Raw genomic sequence first — 23,479 nt, forward strand, 5'->3', positions numbered from 1 at the left:
TGCGGGATAACAAGCTTCATACAGTATTCGTCGACTGTATGCAATGTACCGCGTGAGTGCCCCAACCCCTCGTGAAGGGACAGGACTTCGCCATGCCCGACGACACCCAGGACGTCATCTCCGGCGGTCATCTCGTTGCCAAGGCTCTCAGGGCCGAGGGCGTGGACCGCATCTACACCCTGTGCGGCGGCCACATCATCGACATCTACGACGGCTGCGTCGACGAGGGCATCGAGGTCGTCGACGTACGCCACGAGCAGGTCGCCGCACACGCCGCCGACGGCTACGCCCGTATCACCGGCAAGCCCGGCTGCGCGGTGGTCACCGCGGGGCCGGGCACCACCGACGCCGTCACCGGGGTCGCCAACGCCTTCCGCGCCGAGTCGCCCATGCTGCTGATCGGCGGCCAGGGCGCGCACACGCAGCACAAGATGGGGTCCCTGCAGGACCTGCCGCACGTCGACATGATGACGCCGATCACCAAGTTCGCGGCGACCGTGCCGGACACGGCCCGCGCCGCCGACATGGTGTCGATGGCGTACCGCGAGTGCTACCACGGCGCGCCGGGGCCGTCCTTCCTGGAGATCCCGCGCGACGTGCTGGACGCCAAGGTGCCGGTGGACAGGGCACGGGTGCCGAAAGCCGGGGCCTACCGCGCCTCCACCCGGTCGGCCGGGGACCCGGAGGCCGTCGAGGAACTCGCCGACCTGCTGGTGCACGCCGAGAAGCCGGCGATCCTGCTCGGCAGCCAGGTGTGGACGACCCGCGCGACCGGGGCGGCCGTCGAGCTGGTCCGCACGCTCAACGTCCCGGCGTACATGAACGGGGCCGGCCGCGGCACCCTGCCGCCGGGCGACCCGCACCACTTCCAGCTCTCCCGCCGGTACGCGTTCTCGAACGCCGATGTGATCGTGATCGTCGGCACGCCCTTCGACTTCCGCATGGGCTACGGCAAGCGGCTCTCCCCCGACGCGACCGTCGTCCAGATCGACCTCGACTACCGCACCGTCGGCAAGAACCGCGACGTCGACCTCGGGATCGTCGGTGACGCGGGGCTGGTGCTGAAGTCGGTGACCGAGGCGGCGTCCGGGCGGGTCGACGCGGGCGCGGCGAAACGCAAGGAGTGGCTGGAGGAGCTGCGCGCGGCCGAGCGGACCGCGCTGGACAAGCGGCTGCCCCAGCTGAGGTCGGACGCCTCCCCCATCCACCCGTACCGCCTGGTCAGCGAGATCAACGACTTCCTCACCGAGGACTCGATCTACATCGGCGACGGGGGCGACATCGTCACCTTCTCCGGGCAGGTGGTGCAGCCCAAGTCACCGGGCCACTGGATGGACCCGGGACCGCTGGGCACGCTCGGCGTCGGTGTCCCCTTCGTGCTGGCCGCCAAGCAGGCGCGGCCCGACAAGGAGGTCGTCGCCCTCTTCGGCGACGGCGCCTTCTCGCTCACCGGCTGGGACTTCGAGACCCTGGTCCGCTACGGCCTCCCCTTCGTCGGCGTCGTCGGCAACAACTCCTCGATGAACCAGATCCGCTACGGCCAGGCCGCCAAGTACGGCAAGGAGCGCGAGCGGGTCGGCAACACGCTCGGCGACGTCCCCTACGACCGGTTCGCCCGGATGCTGGGCGGACACGGCGAGGAGGTCCGCGACCCCGCCGAGATCGGCCCCGCGCTGCGCCGGGCCCGCGAGTCCGGCAAGCCCTCCCTGATCAACGTCTGGGTGGACCCGGACGCGTACGCCCCCGGAACGATGAACCAGACGATGTACAAGTGAGGTGAAGGCCCATGACAGCGAAGGCTCTTGAGGGCGTCCGCGTCCTGGACATGACGCACGTGCAGTCCGGGCCCTCGGCGACCCAGCTGCTCGCCTGGCTCGGCGCGGACGTCGTGAAACTGGAGGCGCCGAGCGGCGACATCACGCGGGGGCAGCTGCGCGACCTGCCGGACGTCGACTCCCTCTACTTCACGATGCTCAACTGCAACAAGCGGAGCATCACCCTCAACACCAAGACCGAGCGCGGCAAGGAGATCCTCACCGAGCTGATCCGGCGCTCGGACGTCATGGTGGAGAACTTCGGTCCTGGCGCGGTGGACCGGATGGGCTTCACCTGGGACCGCGTCAAGGAGATCAATCCACGGATCGTCTACGCCTCCGTCAAGGGGTTCGGCGAGGGCCCGTACACCGCCTTCAAGGCGTACGAGGTCGTCGCGCAGGCCATGGGCGGATCGATGTCCACCACCGGTTTCGAGGACGGGCCGCCGCTGGCCACGGGGGCCCAGATCGGGGACTCGGGCACGGGCGTCCACGTCGTGGCGGCGATCCTCGCCGCCCTGTACCAGCGGGAGCACACCGGACGCGGCCAGCGGGTGAACGTGGCCATGCAGCACGCGGTGCTCAACCTCTGCCGGGTGAAGCTGCGCGACCAGCAGCGCCTGGCCCGCGGCCCCCTCGCCGAATACCCCAACGAGGACTTCGGCGACGAGGTCCCCCGGTCGGGCAACGCGTCCGGCGGCGGGCAGCCCGGCTGGGCGGTCAAGTGCGCGCCGGGCGGCCCCAACGACTACGTGTACGTCATCGTCCAGCCGGTCGGCTGGCGGCCGCTGACCGAGCTGATCGGCCGGCCCGAGCTGGCCGACGACCCGGAGTGGGCGACACCGCGGGCACGGCTGCCGAAGCTGAACAAGATGTTCCAGCTGATCGAGGAGTGGTCGTCGACGCTGCCCAAGTGGGAGGTGCTGGAGCGGCTGAACGCGCACAACGTGCCGTGCGGGCCGATCCTGTCCACGAAGGAGATCATCGAGGACGACTCGCTGGTCGCCAACGAGATGGTGGTCACCGTCCCCCATCCCGAGCGGGGCGAGTTCGTGACCGTCGGCAGCCCGCTGAAACTCTCCGACTCCCCCGTCGAGGTGACCAGTTCGCCGCTGCTGGGTGAGCACAACGAAGAGGTGTACGTCGGTGAGCTGGGCCTCGGCGACGGGGAACTGCGGCTGCTCAAGTCGAACGGGGTGATCTGACGTGACGGCCGAGGACCGCCGGGCGCGGGTGCGCGGGCTGCTGGACGCCGTACGGGCCGCGGGGCGCACCGCGCTGACCGCGCCGGAGGGCAAGGTGCTCGCCGACGCCTACGGGATCGCCGTACCGGGCGAGGAACTGGCGCGGGACGTCGAGGCGGCGGTGGCGTGTGCGGCGCGGTTCGGCGGGCCCGTGGTGATGAAGATCGTGTCTCCGGACATCCTGCACAAGACCGACGCCGGCGGTGTGGTCGTCGGGGTGGCGGGCGCCGCGGACGTGCGGGCGGCGTTCCGCCGGATCGTCGACAACGCGCGCGCGTACGACGCCGCCGCGCGGATCGAGGGCGTACAGGTCCAGGAGCTGCTGCCCGAGGGGCAGGAGGTCATCGTCGGCGCGGTGACCGATCCGACGTTCGGGAAGGTGGTGGCGTTCGGGCTCGGCGGGGTGCTGGTCGAGGTGCTGAAGGACGTCACCTTCCGGCTCGCGCCCGTGGACGCCGGCGAGGCACTGTCGATGCTGGACTCGATCCGGGCGGCCGAGGTGCTGCGCGGGGTGCGCGGGCGCCCCGGGGTGGACCGGGGGGCGGTGGCCGAGCAGATCCGCCGGGTGTCCGAACTGGTCGCCGACTTCCCGGAGATCGCCGAGGTGGACCTGAACCCGGTGATCGCCACGCCCGAGGGCGCGGTAGCGGCCGACATCAGGGTGATCCTGGCGACCGGCACGCCCAAGGAGCGGCGCCGGTACACGCGCGCGGAGATCCTCACCTCCATGCGCCGGCTGATGCAGCCCTCGTCGGTCGCGGTGATCGGCGCGTCGGGCGAGCCGGGCAAGATCGGCAACTCGGTGATGCGCAACCTCGTCGACGGCGGCTTCGCGGGCGAGATACACCCGGTCAACCCCAGGGCCGACGACATCCTGGGCCGCAAGGCGTACAAGAGCGTCACCGACGTTCCCGGCGAGGTGGACGTGGCGGTCTTCGCGATCCCCGCGCGGTTCGTCGCGGCGGCCCTGGAGGAGGTGGGGCGCAAACGGATCCCCAACGCCGTCCTCATCCCCTCCGGTTTCGCCGAGACGGGGGAACAGGCGCTCCAGGACGAGGTCGTGGCGGTCGCCGAGCGGTACGGCGTCCGGCTGCTCGGCCCCAACATCTACGGCTACTACTCGACCTGGCAGGACCTGTGCGCGACGTTCTGCACGCCCTACGACGTCAAGGGGGGCGTCGCGCTGACCTCGCAGTCGGGCGGCATCGGCATGGCCGTGCTGGGCTTCGCGCGGACGACGAGGACCGGCGTGTCGGCGATCGTCGGCCTCGGCAACAAGTCCGACCTGGACGAGGACGACCTGCTCACCTGGTTCGGCGAGGACCCGCACACCGAGTGCGTCGCGATGCACCTGGAGGACCTCAAGGACGGCCGCGCCTTCGTCGAGGCCGCGCGGGCGACGGTGCCGAGGAAGCCCGTCGTGGTGCTCAAGGCGGGGCGTACGGCGGCGGGTGCGAGGGCCGCCGGATCGCACACCGGGGCGCTGGCCGGGGACGACGCCGTGTACGACGACGTCCTGCGGCAGGCCGGTGTCATCCGGGCGCCGGGGCTGAACGAGATGCTGGAGTACGCGCGCGCGTTGCCGGTGCTGCCGGCTCCCCGGGGCGACAACGTGGTCGTCATCACCGGCGCCGGCGGCAGCGGGGTGCTGCTGTCCGACGCGGTGACGGACAACGGGCTGTCGCTGATGGAGATACCGCCCGACCTGGACAGGGCGTTCCGCGCCTTCATCCCGCCGTTCGGGGCGGCGGGCAACCCGGTGGACATCACCGGGGGCGAGCCGCCGTCGACGTACGAGGCGACGATCCGGCTCGGCCTGGAGGACCCGGGCGTCCACGCGCTCGTCCTCGGCTACTGGCACACGATCGTCACGCCTCCCATGGTGTTCGCCGAACTCACCGCGCGCGTGGTGGCCGAGTTCCGTGCGCGCGGCGTCGAGAAGCCCGTGGTGGCCTCCCTCGCGGGCGACGTGGAGGTGGAGGAGGCGTGCCAGTACCTCTTCGAGCGCGGGGTCGCGGCGTACCCGTACACGACCGAGAAGCCGGTGGCCGTGCTGGGCGCCAAGTACCGGTGGGCGCGGGCCGCGGGGTTGCTGGGGGGCGGTTCATGAGCTGAGGGAGCGGGGGCCGGCGGACGGGTGCGCGTCGGCCGGCCCCGGGACCCGCGCGCGCACGAAAGGCATTGGACAGGGGGCGCTGGCCAGAACTTTCGAACGCTAGGGGTGCAATCGACATGACAACAACCGATGTCACACGGGTCGCCGGCCTCCGGGAGGTGACCGACAGGAACGGACGCGTCTACCGCGTGGGCGAGTCCGACATCGACATCATGGGGCGCAAGCGCAAGTGGATGGTGATCCTGCCGTGGGTCGGCATGATGGGCATCTCCTCCGCCGAGTACGCGTTCGCGTCCGCCGAGGACACGCTCCACGAGGCCCATCAGTGGTCGAGCGGCAGCATCTACTGGATGATGACCGCGTGGGTGTTCTGCCAGGCCGCGGTGGCGTTCCCGGCGGGTCGGCTGCGGGAACGGGGCAAACTGCCGGCGCGCTGGGCGATGATGCTGGGATCGGCCGGCACGCTGCTGGGCTATCTGTCGCTGGCGTTCGCGCCGCACGTCGTGTTCGCCTTCATCGGCTTCGGCGTGTTCAGCGGCATGGGCGCGGGCATGGTGTACGCGACCTGCGTCAACATGGTCGGCAAGTGGTACCCGGAGCGCAGGGGCGGGAAGACCGGCTTCGTCAACGGGGGCTTCGCCTACGGCTCGGTGCCGTTCGTGTTCATCTTCCACGGCTACATGGACGGTTCCAACTTCCGCTGGGTGCTGGTCTCGGCGGGTGTCCTCCTCGCCGCGATGGTGGCGGTCGCCGGCTTCTACTTCCGGGACCCGCCGAAGAACTGGTGGCCGGCCTCCGTCGACCCGCTGAACCCGCCGGACGACCCGCGGGCCCGCCGTTCGCTGGCGAAGAACCCGCCGGCGGTCAAGCAGTACTCCCCCATGGAGGCCTGGCGGACCGGCCGGGTGGCGCTGATGTGGTTCTGTCTCGCCTGCACCTCCGGCGTGAACATCTTCGGCATCGCCTTCCAGGTCGACATCGGCGAGGAGGCGGGTTTCGCGGCCGGAATCGTGGCCGCCGCGATGTCGTTGAAGGCGATCGTCAACGGCACCGGGCGCGGCGTCATCGGCTGGCTCTCCGACCTCTACGGCCGCAAGCAGTGCCTGCTCTACGTGTGCGCGATCCTGGGCCTCGCCCAGTTCGGCATCATCTGGTCGGCCGAGATCGGGAATCTGCCGCTGTTCCTGTTCTTCTCCGCCGTCTCCGGGTTCGGCGGCGGCGCCATCTTCCCGATGTTCGCGGCGCTGACGGCGGACTACTTCGGGGAGAACAACAACGCCACCAACTACGGGATGGTCTACAGCTCCAAGCTCGTCTCCGGTCTGGGCGCGGGCATGGGGTCCGTGGTCGTCGGCGTCTGGGGATACAACGGCGCCTTCAGCCTGGCCGGCAGCATCTCCATCTTCGCCGGGTTCGTGGCGCTGTTCCTGCACCCGCCGGGGCGCTCGAAGGACAAGCGCATCACCCCCAACCCCCGGCCGCTGGGCGAGGGGTGAATGGTGAGGGGTGAGGGGTGACCCTCCGGCACGGCTTCCTTCGCACGGACCGGGCGGCCCTCCCGCGGTACGCGGGGCGGGCCGCCCGGTCCGTGTCCGGGGTCAGCGGCAGCGCTTGCGCAGGGCCGCCAGGCCGTCGTAGCTGATCTTGGCCTCGCGCAGCGACTGCGCGGGGTCGGTGTCGCTCGGGGAGTTGTCGTCCTCGACCATCGGGTTGTGGTAGTTGCGCTGCCCGACCCTGGAGAAGAAGGTCGTGTAGTCGATGACGCCCGTGCCGAAGGGCACCATGTCGTAGCCCTGGCCGTTGGTGGTGTCGACGACGCCGTCCTTGGCGTGGAACAGCGGGTAGCGGCGGTTGTGACGGACCACCAGCCCGGCCGGGTCGAAGACGTTCTTCCTGGTGGAGCCGTCGTGGGCGGTGTACTCGTGGAACTTGTACTGGGCCACGTGCGCCCAGAAGATGTCCATCTCCAGCCAGACGACGCGCGGGTCGGTGACCTTGAGGAAGTACTCCAGCTTCCGGATGCCCGAGCTGGCGGTCGGCCGGCCCTGGTCGTCCAGCGGGCCGCCGTCGAGCAGGAACCCGTAGGCGCCGTCGTGGTTGTGGGTGTAGAGCTTGACGCCCTCGCGGTGGGCGATGGCGCCGAGGGCGTTCCACTTGTCGGCGGCCACGTCCCAGTCGGCGCGGTAGGAACTGTTGGTGGGGTCGCCGCCGGTGCCCATGTGGTCCATGCCGAGGATGTTGGCGATCTCCAGGTGCTTCTTGAAGGTCTCCTCGTCCTCCTTCGTCAGCGGCCAGGAGGACGGGATGAAGCCGTGGTTGCCCTGGGCGCGCAGGCCGTAGTCGTCGAGCCAGGAGCGCAGCAGCCTGGCACCCTTGACCGACTCCAGGCTCGCGCCGCCCGGGGCGTTCGCGTGCTGGTTGTACCCGGCGAACTCCACCTGGCGGTAGCCGTGGCGGGACAGCTGCTTGAACACCTCGCGGAAGCCGGAGGGCAGGTCGGAGGCGAGGGGGTCGCGGGCGGTGGCGTCACGGACGGTGTAGAGGATGATGCCGCGCTTGTCCGCGGGGACGAGGACCTGACCGCGCCCGTGACCGTGTCCGTGGTCGTGGTCGTGTCCGTGGTCGTGGTCTCTGTCCCGGTCGTGCGCGAGGGCCGGGGAGGCGCCGAAGACGGGGGCCGCCACGGCGCCGGCCGCCACGGCGGTGCAGGTGCTCAGGAAGCGGCGGCGGCCGACGCCGAGGGCGCGGCGCAGGCCCTCGCCCGGGCCGTCGGCGGACGCGGCCGGGGTGGTGTCGGTGCGCGAGGGGTCGGTGAACGGGGTCACGGGTGCCTGCCTTCTGGGTCGTGGCCTGCCCCGATGCGGCTCGGGCCGGCCGTTGTCAGTGCCGTGTGTTTCACTCTCGGTAGTCGGATTCGGCAATCGCCCCGATGGGTCGCACCGGGTGCGTCAGCCGAGTCCGGCGAGCCGGAGCAGGAGTTGTTTCACATCGGTGGCCGCGACGCGGTCGCCGACAGCGCGGGGGGTGGAGCAGATGAGGAGCGGACCGTCGTCGTCACTCGCGGGGAGGCGGCCGTGGCTGCCCCGAATAGGTGAGGCGTCGAGGGGCACGACCGCCATGCGGTAGCGCATGCCGAGCTTCTTGCGGGCCAGGGCGGTGGCCGCCTTGACCTTGACGTAGGGGTCGAGCGGATCCATGAACAGCTCGACCGGGTCGTAGCCGGGTTTGCGGTGGATCTCGACGAGCTGCGCGAAGTCGGGCGCGCGGTCGTCGTCGAGCCAGTAGTAGTACGTGAACCAGGCGTCCGGCTCGGCCACGGCGACGAGTTCGCCGGCCCGCGGGTGGTCGAGGTGCTGGGCCTTCTTGCCCTCGTCGTCGAGGAGTTCGGCGATGCCGGGCAGCCCCTCCAGGGCGGCTCGGGTCGCGTCGAGGTCCTCGGGGCGGCGGACGTACACGTGGGCGATCTGGTGATCGGCGACCGCGAAGGCGCGGGAGGCCATCGGGTCCAGGTACTCCATGCCGTCCTGGGTGTGCACCTCGAGCAGTCCGGCGCGGCGCAGGGCGCGGTTGATGTCCACGGGCCTGCTGACGGGCGTGATGCCGTACTCGGAGAGCGCGACGACGGTGCGGCCCTCGGCGCGGGCGTCGTCGAGCAGCGGGGCGAGGGCGGCGTCCAGGTCGGCGGCGGCCTTGAGGGAGCGCGGGTCGTCGGGGCCGAAGCGCTGCAGGTCGTAGTCGAGGTGAGGGAGGTAGCACAGGGTCAGGTCGGGGTGGCGGGTGGCCATGATGTGCCGGGTGGCGTCGATGATCCACTGGCTGGAGACCAGGTCGGCGCCGGGTCCCCAGAAGTGGAAGAGGGGGAAGGTGCCGAGTCTGTCGGTGAGTTCGTCGTGCAGGGCCGGGGGCCTGGTGTAGCAGTCGGGTTCCTTGCGGCCGTCGGCGTAGTAGACGGGACGGGGGGTGACGGTGATGTCGGTGTCGGCGCCCATGGCGTACCACCAGCAGATGTTGGCGACGGTGTAGCCGGGGTGGGCGCGGCGGGCGGCGTCCCAGAGCTTGTCGCCGGCGACGAGTCCGTTGTGCTGGCGCCACAGCAGGACGTCGCCGAGTTCGCGGAAGTACCAGCCGTTGCCGACGATGCCGTGTTCGGCGGGCATGGTGCCGGTCAGGAACGTGGACTGGGCGGCGCAGGTGACGGCGGGCAGCACGGTGCCGAGCGGCGCGCGGGAGCCGGACTGGCCTAGCTGCTTGAGGCTCGGCATGTGGTCGAGGAGACGGGGGGTGAGGCCGACGACGTCGAGGACGAGGAGGGGGGTGGGGGCCGGTCCGTCGGAAGGGGCGGGTCCGTCGGAGGGGACGGGGTGGGTCATGGCAGTTCCTTCAGTCCGAGGTCCGTCAACAGGTCGCGGGCGAGGGTGAGCTCGGCGGCGATGCCGTCGGTGAGCTGGCCGCGGGCGCGGGGCCGCAGCTCGGGCGGGAGGGCCTGCCAGGTGTAGGTCTCGACCTCGAGATGGCGGGTGAGGGGGTGCGGGCCACCGACCAGCCGGGTCAGCACGGTCTTGAGCACGGGGAGGGTGGAGGTGAGGGGCGCGGCGGGGGCCGCGTGCAGCGGGACGTGGAAGTGCGAGCGCCAGGGCGCGGTGTCCGGCAGCGGGCCGCCGTCCGCGAGGGCCTCGTCGAGGTCGTCGGTGCCCTGCCGGCCGCCGGACGGGGTGGTGGTGCGGGTCTGGTGCAGGAAGCGCGGTTCGGCGAAGGCGCCGAGTGCCTCGCGGACCGCCGGGTCGGCGGGCTGCTCGGCGTGCAGGGCGGCGGATAGCTGGGACTTGACGACGGGTACGCGGGCGGCCGTGAGGGCGTCCAGAGCGGTGTGCGGGTCTTCGAAGGAGGTGGCGAGGTGGCAGGTGTCGACGCAGATGCCGACGCGGTCGTGGCCGATCGCGGTCAGCGGGGCGATGGCGTCGTGGGTGGTCTCGACAACGCAGCCGGGTTCGGGTTCCAGGCCGATGCGGATGGAGCGGCCGGTCAGCTCGTGCAGGGCGTCGAGGCGTTCGGCGAGGGTGACCAGCGCGGCGCGGGCCTTGTCGGCGCGGGTCTCGTCGTAGGCGGTGCGCCAGGCGAGCGGCAGGGTGGAGATGGTGCCGTCCGTGACGTCGTCGGGCAGCAGGCCGGCCAGCAGCCGGGCCAGGGCGGTGGTGTGTTCGAGGCGCTCGGGGTCGGACCAGTCCGGCTTGTAGACGCGGTACTTGACCTCTTCGGCGCCGAACCCCTCGTAGGGGAAGCCGTTGAGGGTGACGACCTCCAGGCCGCGCCGGTCGAGTTCGGTGCGCAGGCCGCGCAGGGCCGCGGGGTCGGTGACCAGGGCGTGGGCGGCGTCGCGGGCCAGCCACAGCCCGATGCCGAGCCGGTCGCGGCCCAGGCGCCTGCGCACCGGCTCGCAGTGGTCGCGGAGCTGGGCGAGGACGCCGTCGAGGGTTTCGGCGGGGTGGACGTTGGTGCAGTAGGCGAGGTGGACGGTGGAGCCGTCGGGGTGCCGGAAGCGCATCGCTCACTCCCCGCCGCGCAGGATGGAGTTGCCCTCGTGGGTGGCGTCGCCCGAGGCCACGTCGAGTTCCAGGCGCCCGCTGAGCCCGTAGAAGTCGACGGGGTTGCGCCACAGCACCCGGTCCACGTCGTCCTCGGTGAAGCCCTCGGCGAGCATCAGGTCGCCGACCTTGCGCGTCTTGAGCGGGTCGCTTCTGCCCCAGTCGGCGGCGGAGTTCACCAGCACCCGCTCCGGGCCGTACTCGCGCAGCAGGGCGACCATCCGGACCTCGTCCATCTTGGTGTCCGGATAGACGGAGAAGCCGAGCCACGCCCCGCTGTCCTTCGCGTCCTTGACGGTGGTCTCGTTGAGGTGGTCGACCAGCACCCGGTCGGTGGGCAGCGCGGACTCCCGGACGACGTCGAGGGTGCGGCGCAGGCCGGCGAGCTTGTCGCGGTGCGGGGTGTGCACGAGGGCGGGCAGGCCGTGGTCGGCGGCGAGCTGGAGCTGGGTGGCCAGGGCGGTGTCCTCGGCGGGCGTCATCGAGTCGTAGCCGATCTCGCCGACCGCCACCACCCGGTCCTTGACGAGATAGCGGGGCAGTTCGTCGAGGACGGGCAGGCAGCGGGGGTCGTTCGCCTCCTTGGGGTTGAGGGCGATCGTGCAGTGGTGGGCGATGCCGTACTGGGCGGCGCGGAAGGGCTCCCAGCCGAGCAGGGCGTCGAAGTAGTCGCGGAAGGAGGCGGGCGAGGTGCGGGGCTGGCCCAGCCAGAAGGAGGGTTCGACGAGGGCGCGGACGCCGGCCGCGTACATGGCCTCGTAGTCGTCGGTGGTCCGGGAGGTCATGTGGATGTGGGGGTCGAAGATGCGCATCAGGACTCCTTGCCGTGGGGGCCGGCGGTGCCGGGCGCGGAGGGCGTCGGCTCGGTCAGGGCCAGGACGCGGTGCAGGTCCTCGGGGACGGTGCGGCCCGCGGCGGTGCGTTCGGCGGCGTAGTCGGCGAGCATGCGGGCGAGTTCGTCGTCCGCGTGGGCCCGGCGGGCGAGGTCCGCCACGCTGTCGACGGGGACACCGGTGAACAGGCACTTGAGGACGGCGTGCCGCCACTGGTGGGCGTCGAGGTGCCGGGCGGCGTACGGGCCGAGGGCGGCGGCGACGAGCCGGGTGTCGTTGGTGCGCAGCGCGTCCTCGACGAGCGGCAGGGCGTCCGGTCCCGGCACGAGGTGGGCCAGTGCGTGCAGGACGGCGCGGCGTTCGTCGGCGGTGCCCTGGGAGTAGACCCGGCTCAGGGCCTCCTCGTCGGCACGGGCGGCGTGCAGGACGAGGACGCGGGCGGCGTCGGCGTGGGCGGGCCCGCAGCGGCGGCCGGCCTCGGCGAGGCGCAGCTCCCACACGGAGATGGGGCCGTGGGTGCCGGGGTGGGCGGCGGCCTCGTCCAGGGCCCGGTCCAGCCAGGCGCGGGCGGCCGGGTCGAGCCGGGCGGCGAGGAGGGAACGCAGGTCGGCGGGCGGGACCCGGGCGGGGGTGGTGCCCTCGGGTTCCGGTCCGGCGGGGGTGCCGTCCGCGTCCTGGGTGGGGGTGGCGTGGGCGGCGGGTGGCTGCGTCATGGATGGCTCCCTTCAGTGGGTGGCGGAGGGCTCGCCCGGGCGGTCGGCGGGGAGGGCCGCCGCCGCGGCCCGGTGGAGGAACGGGAGGGAGTGCGCGGCGAACTGCGGCCCGGCGTGGGAGTGGCGGGGCAGTTCGACGACGGTCAGGCCCTGGTAGCCGGTGGCGGCGAGGGCCTCCAGTACGGGCGGGAAGTCGATCTCGCCGTCACCGAAGGGGAGGTGTTCGTGGACGCCGCGGCGCATGTCCTCGATCTGGACGTGCCGCAGCCAGGGCGCGGCGGCGCGTACGCACTCGGCGGGAGGGAGCGGTTCGAGGCACTGGCAGTGGCCGATGTCCAGGGTGAGGCCGAGGTGCTCGGGGTCGCCGAGGGCTCGGCGCAGGGTGTGGAAGTCGGCGAGGGTGGACAGGAGGTGGCCCGGTTCGGGCTCCACGGCGAGGGGGACGCCCTCGGTGGCGGCGGCGTCGAGCACGGGCGCCAGGGTCTCGGCCAGCCGCTTCCACGCCGTGTCCTCGTCCGTGCCCTGCGGGGTGATGCCGCTGAAGCAGTGCACGGCGTGCGCTCCGAGGTCGGCGGCGACGCGCACGGCGCGGACCAGGAGGTCGGCGCGGCGGTCGCGGTCGCCGGGGTCCGGGTCGAGCAGGGAGGGGCCGTGTTTGCGGCGCGGGTCGAGCACGTAGCGGGCGCCGGTCTCGACGGTGACGCCGAGTCCGAGGGTGTCCAGCCGCCGGGCGACGTGGCGGGTGCGGGCGGCCAGGTCGTCGGCGAGGGGGTCGAGGTGCATGTGGTCGAGGGTCAGGCCGACCCCGTCGTAGCCCAGGTCGGCGAGGAGACCGAGGGCGTCGTCGAGCCGGAGGTCGGCGAGACCGTTGGTGCCGTAGCCGAAGCGGATCGGGGCCGGGCCGGCGCCGCCGGGGCCCGGCGGCAGGCGCCGGGGGGCGGTGCCTCGGCCGGGGTGCGCGCGCGGGCTCCGGGGAGCGGTCCCGGGCGGGGTGCCGTCGCGGTGCGGCACCGGGCCCGGGGACGGAGCCCCCTGCGCCCCCGGGGCCGCGCTGGAGGGCGCGGTCCGGCTGCCGGAGAGCGGCGCCGGGTTCGCGCCGCTCGGCCGGGACGGCCTCTCGTCCGGGGGCCACGACGGGCCGGTGGCTGCGGGCCCGTACGCGTGGGGGTCGGAACTGGGTGGCGGGCCCGGGGTCGCGGAGGCGTGCTCGCCCGGCGTGCGGTCGGGGGTGCGGCTCATGTGATGCTCACCTTCCTCATCGCGGCCCGTCGTGCGAACAGGCGGCCCGCCGGGGCGAGGGCGGCGGTCAGGAGGGCCGTCGCACTCGCGCCGGAGCGGGCGGCGAGGGCGGCCTGGAGCGGGATCGTGGCCCGGATGCCGCCGCCCACGGCGCGCTGGGTGAGCGGGGGTGACGGGTTGAGCGCGGCGTGGAAGTAGGGGCGGGCCGCCGTGGCGGCGTACGCGGCACCCAGCGCCGCCGTGAGAACGCCGGTGGGACCCGGCAGGCCGGGGGCGGCTGCTGCCCGCCGGCCTGCCGGGAGTCGGGTCCGGCGGCGGGCGACGTAACCGGTCAGCGCCCCCGTCGTCGCGAGGGCCGCCAGCGGGGCCAGGACCGAACCGCCGGTGGTCTCCCGGCGGGAGACGGCCGTCACCGCGAGGGTGTGGCTGCCCAGCAGCGCCGCCGAGGGCAGCGCGGCCCGGGTGCCGCCGCCGGTGGCGGCCGCGCCCAGGAGGAGGTCGAGTCCGCGGGCGGCGGCCATGGCGGCGGGACCGGCGGGCGTGTGCTTCAGGGCGAGGTCGTAGGCCCAGACGGTGACCGCCAGCGGCGTGGCGACCGCGAGGGCGGGGCGCCCCGCGCCGGCGGCCAGTGCCAGGCCCGCGCCGGTGAGCACGCCGGCGGCGGTGAGGGCGGCGGCGGGGCGGATGCGGCCGGACGGCAGGGGGCGGTGCGGGCGTTCCACCGCGTCCTCGGCGCGGTCCGCCCAGTCGTTGAGGGCCATGCCGGCCTCGTACAGGCACAGGGAGGAGCCGATGGCGAGGAGGGCGCGGGGGCCGGGGCGCGCACCGGCCGCCGCCGCGCCGGCCAGGGCGTCGCCGGGGACGGTGAACAGGGCCGGCAGGCGCAGCAGTTCGGCCCAGGCGCCCGCGCGGGCGGTGCGGGGGCCGGGCGGGCGGGGCGCGGCGGGAGCGGAGGGAGGCGCCGACTGGGGGGCGGCGTCCTGCTCGCCGGTCGCGCCGGCCCGCGAGGAGGCGGCCCGTGCCGCGGCGGCGGTGCGGCTCATCGCCGGTCCCCGGGCTCGTGGGCGCGGTCACCCGGACGGTCGCCCGCACCGCCCCCGAGCCCGTTGACGCCCCCGCTCCCGCTCCCGTGCGCGCCGCCGCCGTCGGCGGCGGGGGCAGTGCCGTCCCCGTCGTCCCCCAGCCGGGCGGCGAAGCGTGTCAGCTCCGTGTACTGCTCGGCCAGGGACGAGGGCCCGGCGCCGACCGGGTCCTTGAAGTAGAAGCCCAGCTCGCCCAGCGGGCCGGAGATGCCCTTCTCCCGGGCGCGGGCGGTCAGGCGGGCCAGGTCGAGGACGAGCGGAGCGGCCAGCGCCGAGTCGCAGCCCTGCCAGGTGGTCTGGAGGACCATCCGGGCGCCGAGGAAGCCGTCGAAGGCGATGTGGTCCCAGGCCGTCTTCCAGTCGCCGAGGGCCGGTACGTCGTCGATGTGGGTCTCGCCCTCGACCGTGCCGCCGAGGGTGTCGGTGAGGACGCGTTCCTTGCCGGCGTTCTTCGCGGCGGCGGCGGCCGGGTCGGCGAGGGCGGCGCCGTCCCCGCCGCCCAGGAGGTTGGTGCCGGACCAGGCGCGTACGGCGAGCGCCCGCTGGAGGAACATCGGGCCGAGCACGGACCGCAGCAGGGTCTGCCCGGTCTTGCCGTCGCGGCCGGCGTACGGCAGGCCGGACGCCTCGGCGAGCGGGGCCAGCGCGGGGTGGTGCAGGCCCGTGGAGGGCGTGAAGTTGACGTAGGGGCAGCCGGCCCGCAGGGCGGCGGCGGCGTAGAGGGAGCTGGGCGGCAGCGCGTCGCCGGCGGGGGCCGGCTCGGTGGAGGCGACGTTGACCACGACGGCGCCCGCGAGTCCCCGGCGGGCGACGAAGTCGCGGATGTCGGCGGCGAACACGTCGATCAGGTCCGCCTCGCCCCGGCCCGGCTCGCCGTCGGGGCCCCGGCCCGTGTCCCCCGGCAGGGGGCCGCCCGGCCTGATCTCCTGGTCGGCGGCGACGAGTTCGGCGTGGACGGCGGACGGCAGACCGTGCGGCAGTACGCCGCCCGCGGCGAGGTGTTCGGCGCGTTTGGGCAGCGGGCAGTCGACGGTGTCGTGGCCGCCGAAGACGAGCGACGACAGCGAGGGCAGTCCGCTCGCGGCGAAGGGCTCGGTCTCGGTGACCATGCCGGTCGGCGGGTGGAGCCCGGCGGCGACGGCGGCGCAGCCGGCGACGGCCGTGGTGGCGACGGATCCGCGCGCCCCGATGAACCAGACGCCGAAGCGCGGGGCGGTGGAGGGGGTGGGCTGGGACGGTTCGGCGGACATGGGCAGCCTCCTTGTCGTACGCGAACCTGGTGCGAGCGCCGGAAGTGGTGTGCTGCCGGGCGCGCTGGGCCCGGCGGGACGGCGGGCGGAGGTCCGGCGTCCTCCGCCCGCCGCCGTTCGGTCGCCCCGGAGGGGGAGGTCCCGCGAGGGACGCCCGCCGGGGCAGGTGGTCGCCCTAGGAGGGCAGTTCCTTGAGCTGGATGTTGCGGAAGGAGACCTGGTCGTCGGCGCCGTGGTTCTGCAGGCCGATGTAGCCGTCGGTCAGGCTCCGCTCGGGGTCCTTGTTGGTGAAGTCGTTGATCTTGACTCCGTTGAGGAACACCTGGAGGCGTTCGCCGCGGACCTTGATCTCGTAGGAGTTCCACTGGCCGGGCGGCCGCAGAACCTGGTCACGGGCCTTGGTGTTCGCCGCCTTGAACGTGTAGATCGAACCCGTCGTGCGGTCCGGCTCGTCCGTGGCGTCGATCTGGATCTCGTAGCCCTTGTCCACGGCGGACCAGGGGTCCTCGGAGGCCGGGAAGCCCACGAAGACGCCGGAGTTGTCGTCGCCCTGCATCTTCCAGTCGAGCTTGAGGGAGTACGACTTCAGCTCCTTGGCCTGGTACCAGAGCAGGCCCATGCCGCCCTCGGTCTCCAGGGTGCCGTCCTTCACGTTGAACGTGCCGGGACCGGCCTGCTTCCAGCCCTCCAGGGTCTGGCCGTTGAAGATGTCCCGGTAGCCCTTGGCCGGCTTGCAGTCGGCCTTGACCTGGCCGGTGGCGTACTGCATGCCGCCGAGCAGGTGGCCCCGGAAGGACTCGTCCGCGTAGGACTCCTTGGTGTGGCCGAGGCCGGTGTAGAAGGAGCGGCCGCCGCCGTAGCTCTGGCACCAGGCGATCGGGTGGTCGCCCTTCATGGTGCCGCCCTCGTAGGTCGTCTCGTCGAGGGTGGCGAGGACCTTGGCCTGCTCGCGCGGGTTGGTGCGGTAGTTGTACAGCTCGTCGGTGCGCTCCCAGGCGTCGTCCAGGTGCGCGGTGGCCGGGTGGTCGTGGTCCTCGACGCGGACGGTGGCCTGCTGGATCGCCGGGTGCGAGTGGAAGTAGGCGCCGACGAGGCCGCCGTAGAACTCCCAGTCGTACTCGGTGTCGGCGGCGGCGTGGATGCCCATGTAGCCGCCGCCGTTCTTGATGTAGTTCTCGAACGCCGTCTGCTGGTCGGCGTTGAGCACGTCACCGGTGGTGGACAGGAAGGCGACCGCGTCGTACTTGGCGAGGTTGTTGGTGGTGAACTGCCCCGCCTCCTCGGTCGCGGTGACCTGGATGCCGGCCGGGGTGCCCAGCTCCTTCAGCGCGGCGATGCCCTCCGGGATGGAGTCGTGGCGGAAGCCGGCCGTCTTGGAGAAGACGAGGACCTTCTTGCCGGCCTTGAAGGGCTCCGTGGAGAACTCGAAGTCGTCCACGTCGTACAGCGCGCCCTCGCCGCCCTTGAAGACCAGGTACAGGTCGGTGGTCTTCTTGGGGAGCGCCCGCAGCGGCACGTCCACGTCCTGGAAGGTCTCCCAGCCGCCGGTGGGCGGGATGTACGCCGAGCCGTGCAGCGTGCCGTCGGGCGAGCCCGTGCGGACCTCGATGTAGCCGCCGGAGCCGCCGGAGGAGGCCCGGACGGTCAGCTTCTTCTGCCCGTCGAACTTGTAGGGGCTGAAGGAGATCCAGTCGCCGTCGTGGATGTCGCCGACGGTCTTGCCGCCGTTGGCACCGGTCTTGTCGACGGCCGACACGCCCTGCTGGGTGGTGAAGTGCTCGGCCTGGCGGTGCAGCGGCTGGAGCACGGTGCGCGCGGTGCCGGTCAGGGCCTCCTGGCCGTTCGCCCCGCCGTCGGTGTAGCTCGCGCCGACGACGCCGTAGATGTTGGCGTTGGGGTCGTGGCCGCCGTCGCCCGGCGGCGGGTTGAGGGTGCCCTCGCAGCCCGTCTCGCTGGTCAGCTCGTGGGCGTGGTTGTCGTGGCCGAGGCTGTAGGCGACCTTGACCTTGGAGCAGTCGATCGTCTCCTCGGGGTCGGTGACGGTCACCTTGAAGGGGACGGGTTCACCGAAGGCGGCCAGGGTGCCGTTGCCCGGGACGTCGATCTTCACGGTGGGCGCGGTGTTGCCGACCACGACGCGGACGCTGGCGTTGCCGGTGTTGCCCTCGGGGTCGGTGGCGGTGAAGGTCGCGGTGTAGGTGCCGACCTTCTTGTACTTGTGGGTCGGGGTGAGTCCCTCGCCCTTGGTGCCGTCGCCGAAGTCCCAGGCGTAGGTGAGGTCCGGGGAGTCGGCGTCCTCGGCGGTGGCGGTGAACTTGACCTTCAGACCGGCCGCGCCGGAGGTCTTGTCGGCGCTCGCCTCGACGATCGGCGTGAAGCCGTCCGCGGCGTTCTCGATCCGGTACAGGCCGGAGTTCTCGTCGCCCTGGAACCAGGAGAGGCCGTAGTCGAGAACGTAGAGCGCGCCGTCGGGGCCGAACTCCATGTCCATGATCTGGGTGCCGGTCCACGGGAAGTCGTTGATCGAGGCCACCGTGCCGTCGCCGTTCTGCTCGATCCGCTTGATCCACTGGCGGCCGAACTCGCCGGCGAAGAAGTCGCCGTCGTACTCCTCGGGGAACTTGACGCTGGAGTCGAGGTCGGGGTCGTAGCGGTAGACCGGGCCGCCCATCGGGGACTCGGAGCCGCTGCCGAACTCGGGCACGGAGTCGTCGTCGTACGGGATCCACGCGGCCTGCGCGGGCGGCAGGTCGGTGAGGCCGGTGTTGTGCGGCGAGGTGTTCTTCGGCGCGGCGCAGTCGAACGTGTCGCCGGAGGTGCCGGTGGCGAAGTCGTAGTCGACGTACGGGTCGTTGGCGCCGGTGCAGAACGGCCAGCCGAAGTTGGCGGCCTCCGTCACCTTGGCGAACTCGACCTGTCCGGCCGGGCCGCGGTTCGGATCGGCGGCGCCGGCGTCGGGGCCGTAGTCGCCGACGTAGACGGTACCGGTCTTCTGGTCGACGCTGATGCGGAACGGGTTGCGGAAGCCCATCGCGTAGATCTCGGGGCGGGTCTTCTCCGTGCCGGGCTCGAAGAGGTTGCCCTCGGGGACGGTGTACGAGCCGTCCTCGGCGACCTTGATCCGCAGGAGCTTGCCGCGCAGGTCGTTGGTGTTGCCGGCGCTGCGGCGCGCGTCGAAGGCCGGGTTGCGGTCCGGGCGCTCGTCGATGGGCGTGAAGCCGTCGGAGGAGAACGGGTTGGAGTCGTCGCCGGTCGACAGGTAGAGGTTGCCCTCGGCGTCGAAGGCGATGTCGCCGCCGACGTGGCAGCAGGTGCCGCGGGAGGCCGCGACGTCCAGGACCTTCTTCTCGCTGGCCGTGTCCAGCGAGCCGTCGTCCTTGAGGACGAAGCGGGAGAGTCGGTTGACGCCGTCGAAGGGCGCGAAGTCCTCGGCGGTGCCGTTCTCCGGGGCGTCGCCGGCGGGGGTGTCGAGCGGCGGGGCGTAGTAGAGGTAGATCGCCCGGTTGTTCTCGAAGTCCGGGTCGACGCCGACGCCCTGCAGGCCCTCCTCGTCGTGGCTGTAGACGGGGATCTGGCCGGCGACCTTGGTGACGCCGCCCTGGTCGGTGAGGCGCAGTGTGCCGTCGCGCGCGGTGTGCAGGACGCTGCGGTCCGGGAGTACGGCGAGCGACATCGGCTCGCCCGTCTCGGCCTCGCCCTTGGCGAGCGGTACCTGCTGGAACTGTCCCTCGGCGGCCACCGGGTCGTCGTGCTCCGGGTGCCCTGGGTGGGCGCCGGCGACGGTGGCCGGGGCGCCCACGGTCAGCATGAGGCCGGTGAACAGGGCGAGCGCGGTGCGCAGTCCGGGACGCCTCGTGGTCCTGGTGACTTTGAGCCTGGTCCTGGTGCCTTTGAGTCTGGTTCTGTGCACGAAGTCCCTCCGGGAACGGGGGTGGGCCGTACGGAACGGTGCGAAGACGTGCGGTGCGGGCGCCGGGGTGCGCCGTCACCCCGGAGAGGTGGATGTCCTGAACACTTCAGGGACGGTAACCGCGTTCTTCCTGGCCGAACACCCCTTGGGCCGGGACTCGTTCAACTTTTTCCCAACTCAGGACAAAGGGGGATTCGGGCAGGCCTGACCGGGGACCGGCGAGAACTCCGGTCCCCGTTCCCGGCCCGCGCCGGGCGCGCGGCTCAGCTGTTGAACGCGGCGTCGAAGGAGGCGGTGGGCGGCTCGAAGTCGAAGGCCTTGAGACGGGTGAGGGCCTCGGGGGCGCCCTGCAGCCGGTCCATGCCGGCGTCCTCCCACTCGACGGAGACGGGCCCCTGGTAGTCGATGGAGCGCAGCATCCGGAAGACGTCCTCCCAGGGGACGTCGCCGTGCCCGGCCGACACGAAGTCCCAGCCGCGCCGCGGGTCGCCCCAGGGCAGGTGGGAGCCGAGCCGCCCGTTGCGGCCGTCGAGCCGCTTGCGGGCCTCCTTGCAGTCGACGTGGTAGATCCGGTCGCGGAAGTCCCACAGGAAGCCGACCGGGTCGAGGTCCTGCCAGACGAAGTGCGAGGGGTCGAAGTTCAGCCCGAAGGCGGCCCGGTGGCCGACCGCCTCCAGGGCGCGGTGGGTGGTCCAGTAGTCGTAGGCGATCTCGCTCGGGTGGACCTCGTGGGCGAAGCGCACGCCCTCGGCGTCGAAGACGTCGAGGATCGGGTTCCAGCGCTCGGCGAAGTCCTCGTAGCCGCGCTCGATCATGGACTCGGGCGCGGGCGGGAACATCGCGACCAGGTGCCAGATCGCGGAGCCGGTGAAGCCGATGACGGTGTCGACGCCGAACTTGGCGGCGGCCCGTGCGGTGTCCTTGATCTCGGCCGCGGCCCGCTGCCGCACGCCTTCGGCCTCGCCGTCGCCCCAGATGCGGGCGGGCAGGATGGCCTCGTGGCGCTCGTCGATGATGGCGTCGCAGACCGCCTGGCCGACCAGGTGGTTGGAGATCGCCCAGCACTTGAGGCCGTACTTGTCGAGCAGCTGGTGGCGGGACTCGACGTAGGACGGGTCCGCGAGGGCCTTGTCGACCTCGAAGTGGTCGCCCCAGCAGGCGAGTTCCAGGCCGTCGTAGCCGAAGTCGCGGGCACGGCGGCAGACCTCCTCCAGGGGGAGGTCCGCCCACTGACCGGTGAAGAGCGTGAAGTTGCGCGGCATGTCGCTGCCAGCCTCCTCAGGGGGCGATCGGGGTGTAGACGGAGTTCTTCTCGGCGCTCTCCTCCACCGCCGCGAGCACGCGCTGCACCTGCAGCCCGTCGGCGAAGGAGGGTTCGGGCCCGCGGCCCTCGGCGACGGCGTGGACGAGGTCGCGCGCCTGGTGCACGAAGGTGTGCTCGTAGCCGAGCCCGTGGCCCGGCGGCCACCAGGCGTCCAGGTAGGGGTGCTCGGGTTCGGTGACGAGGATCCGGCGGAACCCGGCGTGCTCCCCGGGCCCGGTGCCGTCGTGGTACTCCAGCTCGTTGAGCCGCTCCAGGTCGAAGGCGAGGGAGCCGCGCTCGCCGTTGACCTCGATGCGCAGGGCGTTCTTGCGGCCGGTGGCGTAGCGGGTGGCCTCGAAGGAGACCAGGGCGCCGGAGGCGAGGCGGCCGGTGAACACGGCGGCGTCGTCGACGGTCACCTGGCCCGTCACCCCGTCCGCCGAGCCCGCGGACAGGCCCCGGGAGGCGCCGGCGGGCAGCGGGCGCTCCCGTACGAAGGTCTCGGTGAGGGCGGAGACGCCCGCGATCCGCTCCCCCGTGAGGTACTGGGCGAGGTCGACGATGTGGGCGCCGAGGTCGCCGAGCGCGCCCGAGCCGGCCAGTTCCTTGCGCAGCCGCCAGGTGAGCGGCGCCTCCGGGTCCACCAGCCAGTCCTGGAGGTACGTGACCCGCACGTGCCGCAGCCGCCCGATCCGGCCCTCGGCGACCATTCGCCGGGCCAGCGCGGTGGCCGGTACCCGGCGGTAGTTGAACCCGACCATCGCGATCCGGCCGCGCGCCGCCGCCTCCTCGGCGGCCCGGGTCATCGCCTCGGCCTCCTCGACGGTGTTGGCCAGTGGTTTCTCGCACAGGACGTGCTTTCCGGCGGCGAGTGCGGCCAGGGCGATCTCGGCGTGGCTGTCGCCGGGGGTGCAGACGTCGACGAGGTCGATGTCGTCCCGCTCGATCAGTGTCCGCCAGTCCGTCTCGGTGCTCTCCCAGCCGTGCCGGTCGGCCGCCAGGCGGACGGCGTCGGCGTCCCGCCCGCAGATCGCGGCCATGACCGGGTTCAGCGGCAGGTCGAAGACCCGGCCTGCGGTGCGCCAGCCCTGGGAGTGCGCGGCTCCCATGAAGGCGTAGCCGACCATGCCGACGCGCAGCGGCGGTCTGGTCGCGGACGCCCCCGTCGGCCCGGTACCGGTCCCGCTGTCGGTCCCCGTACCGGCGGCCGGTGCCCCGGCCTCCTGGGGCTGCTGCGGCTGTCCCATGCGGATGTCCTCCTCGTCGTGGTGGCGCGGTGGGGGTGGGCCCCGCCCCGGCCCGGCTGGTCAGGCCGGGGCCGGCGCGGTGCCCGTCACTTGAAGCCGGTGGACATGTACTGGTCGACGTTGTCCTTGTCGACGACGGCCGAGTAGCAGGTCACCGAGGACGGGATCTCGTACTCGGCGAGACCGCCGACGCCCTTGCCCTGGCCGAGGGCGCGGGCCAGGTCGATCGCGGAGGCGGCCATGGTCGGCGGGTAGAGGACCGTGGCCTTGAGGACGCCGCTGTCGGCCTTGATGGCCTGGAAGGCGGAGAGCGCGCCCGCGCCGCCGACCATCACGAAGTCGTCGCGTCCGGCCTGCTCGATGGCGCGCAGCGCGCCCACGCCCTGGTCGTCGTCGTGGTTCCACAGGGCGTCGAACTGCGACTGGGCCTGGAGCAGCTGGGCCATCTTGGACTGGCCCGACTCGACCGTGAAGTCGGCGGCCTGGCGGGCCACCTTCTTGATGTTCGAGTAGTTCTTCAGGGCGTCGTCGAAGCCCTTGGTGCGCTCCTGCGTCAGCTCCAGGTTGTCCGGTCCCGACAGCTCGATGACGCGGGCGCCGGACTTGTCCTTGAGCCGCTCGCCGATGTAGTGCCCGGCGTTGAGGCCCATCCGGTAGTTGTCACCGCCGACCCAGCAGCGGTATGCCTGCGGGGAGTTGAAGACCCGGTCGAGGTTGACCACCGGTATGCCGGCGTTCATCGCCTTCAGCCCGACCTGGGTGAGCGCCTTGCCGTCGGCCGGCAGGATCACCAGGACGTCGACCTTCTTGTTGATGAGGGTCTCGATCTGGCCGATCTGCTGCGCGGTGTCGTTGGAGCCCTCGGTGACCTCGAGGGTGACGTCCGAGTACTTCTCCGCGCGCTTCTTGGCGTTGTCGTTGATGGCGTTGAGCCAGCCGTGGTCGGCCTGGGGTCCGGCGTAGCCGATGGTGACCTGCTTGCCCGGCTTGTCGTCGGCCGCCGGCTGGGTGTCCGCGGCCTTGTCGTCGCCGCTGTCGGGGTCGTTGCTGGTGCACCCGGCGAGGACGGCACCGGCGGACACGGCGGCGGCCCCGAAGAGCATCCCTCTGCGACTCGTGAGCTTCGTCATGACGGTGAACCCTTTC

Annotated in this window: 16 protein-coding genes; 4 read left to right on the top strand and 12 right to left on the bottom strand. The window is 72.4% G+C overall.

The features are described from left to right. Positions 1 to 92: 92 nt before the first annotated feature. From IG94_RS0118030 to IG94_RS0118045, 4 genes are all read left to right on the top strand, one after another. Positions 93 to 1,775, top strand: coding sequence for a thiamine pyrophosphate-binding protein (locus tag IG94_RS0118030; protein ID WP_031037378.1), 1,683 nt, complete (start codon positions 93 to 95; stop codon positions 1,773 to 1,775). 11 nt (positions 1,776 to 1,786) lie between these two features. Then, positions 1,787 to 3,019, top strand: coding sequence for a formyl-CoA transferase (frc, locus tag IG94_RS0118035; protein ID WP_031037380.1), 1,233 nt, complete (start codon positions 1,787 to 1,789; stop codon positions 3,017 to 3,019). A 1-nt stretch (position 3,020) separates the two neighbouring features. Further along, positions 3,021 to 5,168 (top strand): acetate--CoA ligase family protein, encoded by a 2,148-nt coding sequence (locus IG94_RS0118040; protein ID WP_031037383.1) that lies wholly within the window; start codon positions 3,021 to 3,023, stop codon positions 5,166 to 5,168. Between the two features lie 122 nt (positions 5,169 to 5,290). After that, entirely contained in the window at positions 5,291 to 6,670 is a 1,380-nt protein-coding gene (locus tag IG94_RS0118045; RefSeq protein ID WP_031037385.1) for an OFA family MFS transporter, read from the top strand. A gap of 102 nt (positions 6,671 to 6,772) precedes the next feature. On the opposite strand, the gene IG94_RS0118050 is transcribed toward IG94_RS0118045, so the two are convergent. From IG94_RS0118050 to IG94_RS0118105, 12 genes are all read right to left on the bottom strand, one after another. Continuing rightward, positions 6,773 to 7,999, bottom strand: coding sequence for a sugar phosphate isomerase/epimerase family protein (locus tag IG94_RS0118050; RefSeq protein ID WP_031037388.1), 1,227 nt, complete (start codon positions 7,997 to 7,999; stop codon positions 6,773 to 6,775). A gap of 123 nt (positions 8,000 to 8,122) precedes the next feature. Beyond that, the gene (locus tag IG94_RS0118055; RefSeq protein ID WP_031037391.1) at positions 8,123 to 9,544 is read right to left on the bottom strand and encodes an alkaline phosphatase family protein; all 1,422 of its coding nucleotides are present in this window, start codon (positions 9,542 to 9,544) and stop codon (positions 8,123 to 8,125) included. Then, positions 9,541 to 10,716, bottom strand: coding sequence for a metabolite traffic protein EboE (gene eboE, locus IG94_RS0118060; RefSeq protein WP_031037393.1), 1,176 nt, complete (start codon positions 10,714 to 10,716; stop codon positions 9,541 to 9,543). Before eboE ends, IG94_RS0118055 begins: the two co-directional genes overlap by 4 nt. A 3-nt stretch (positions 10,717 to 10,719) precedes the next feature. Beyond that, positions 10,720 to 11,568, bottom strand: a complete 849-nt coding sequence (locus IG94_RS0118065) for a TatD family hydrolase (protein WP_031037395.1) — start codon at positions 11,566 to 11,568, stop codon at positions 10,720 to 10,722. Continuing rightward, a complete protein-coding gene (locus tag IG94_RS0118070) occupies positions 11,568 to 12,302 on the bottom strand; it encodes an EboA domain-containing protein (protein ID WP_031037397.1) in 735 nt (244 codons plus the stop codon). The genes IG94_RS0118065 and IG94_RS0118070 overlap by 1 nt, the downstream gene beginning before the upstream one ends. 12 nt (positions 12,303 to 12,314) lie before the next feature. Then, on the bottom strand, positions 12,315 to 13,229 hold the full coding sequence (locus IG94_RS0118075) for a sugar phosphate isomerase/epimerase family protein (protein WP_031037400.1): 915 nt from the start codon (positions 13,227 to 13,229) through the stop codon (positions 12,315 to 12,317). A 308-nt stretch (positions 13,230 to 13,537) separates the two neighbouring features. Beyond that, positions 13,538 to 14,584, bottom strand: a complete 1,047-nt coding sequence (locus IG94_RS0118080) for an SCO3242 family prenyltransferase (RefSeq protein WP_031037402.1) — start codon at positions 14,582 to 14,584, stop codon at positions 13,538 to 13,540. Next, a complete protein-coding gene (locus IG94_RS0118085) occupies positions 14,581 to 15,873 on the bottom strand; it encodes an inositol-3-phosphate synthase (RefSeq protein ID WP_031037404.1) in 1,293 nt (430 codons plus the stop codon). The genes IG94_RS0118080 and IG94_RS0118085 overlap by 4 nt, the downstream gene beginning before the upstream one ends. 175 nt (positions 15,874 to 16,048) lie before the next feature. Then, entirely contained in the window at positions 16,049 to 19,783 is a 3,735-nt protein-coding gene (locus tag IG94_RS0118090) for a ThuA domain-containing protein (protein ID WP_031037407.1), read from the bottom strand. 263 nt (positions 19,784 to 20,046) lie between these two features. Beyond that, a complete protein-coding gene (locus IG94_RS0118095) occupies positions 20,047 to 21,045 on the bottom strand; it encodes a sugar phosphate isomerase/epimerase family protein (protein WP_031037409.1) in 999 nt (332 codons plus the stop codon). A 16-nt stretch (positions 21,046 to 21,061) separates the two neighbouring features. Beyond that, positions 21,062 to 22,333, bottom strand: a complete 1,272-nt coding sequence (locus IG94_RS0118100) for a Gfo/Idh/MocA family protein (RefSeq protein WP_031037412.1) — start codon at positions 22,331 to 22,333, stop codon at positions 21,062 to 21,064. Between the two features lie 86 nt (positions 22,334 to 22,419). Beyond that, on the bottom strand, positions 22,420 to 23,463 hold the full coding sequence (locus IG94_RS0118105) for a substrate-binding domain-containing protein (RefSeq protein ID WP_031037416.1): 1,044 nt from the start codon (positions 23,461 to 23,463) through the stop codon (positions 22,420 to 22,422). Positions 23,464 to 23,479: the final 16 nt, after the last annotated feature.

The organism is Streptomyces olivaceus (assembly GCF_000721235.1).
In the GTDB taxonomy this organism is placed as follows: domain Bacteria; phylum Actinomycetota; class Actinomycetes; order Streptomycetales; family Streptomycetaceae; genus Streptomyces; species Streptomyces olivaceus.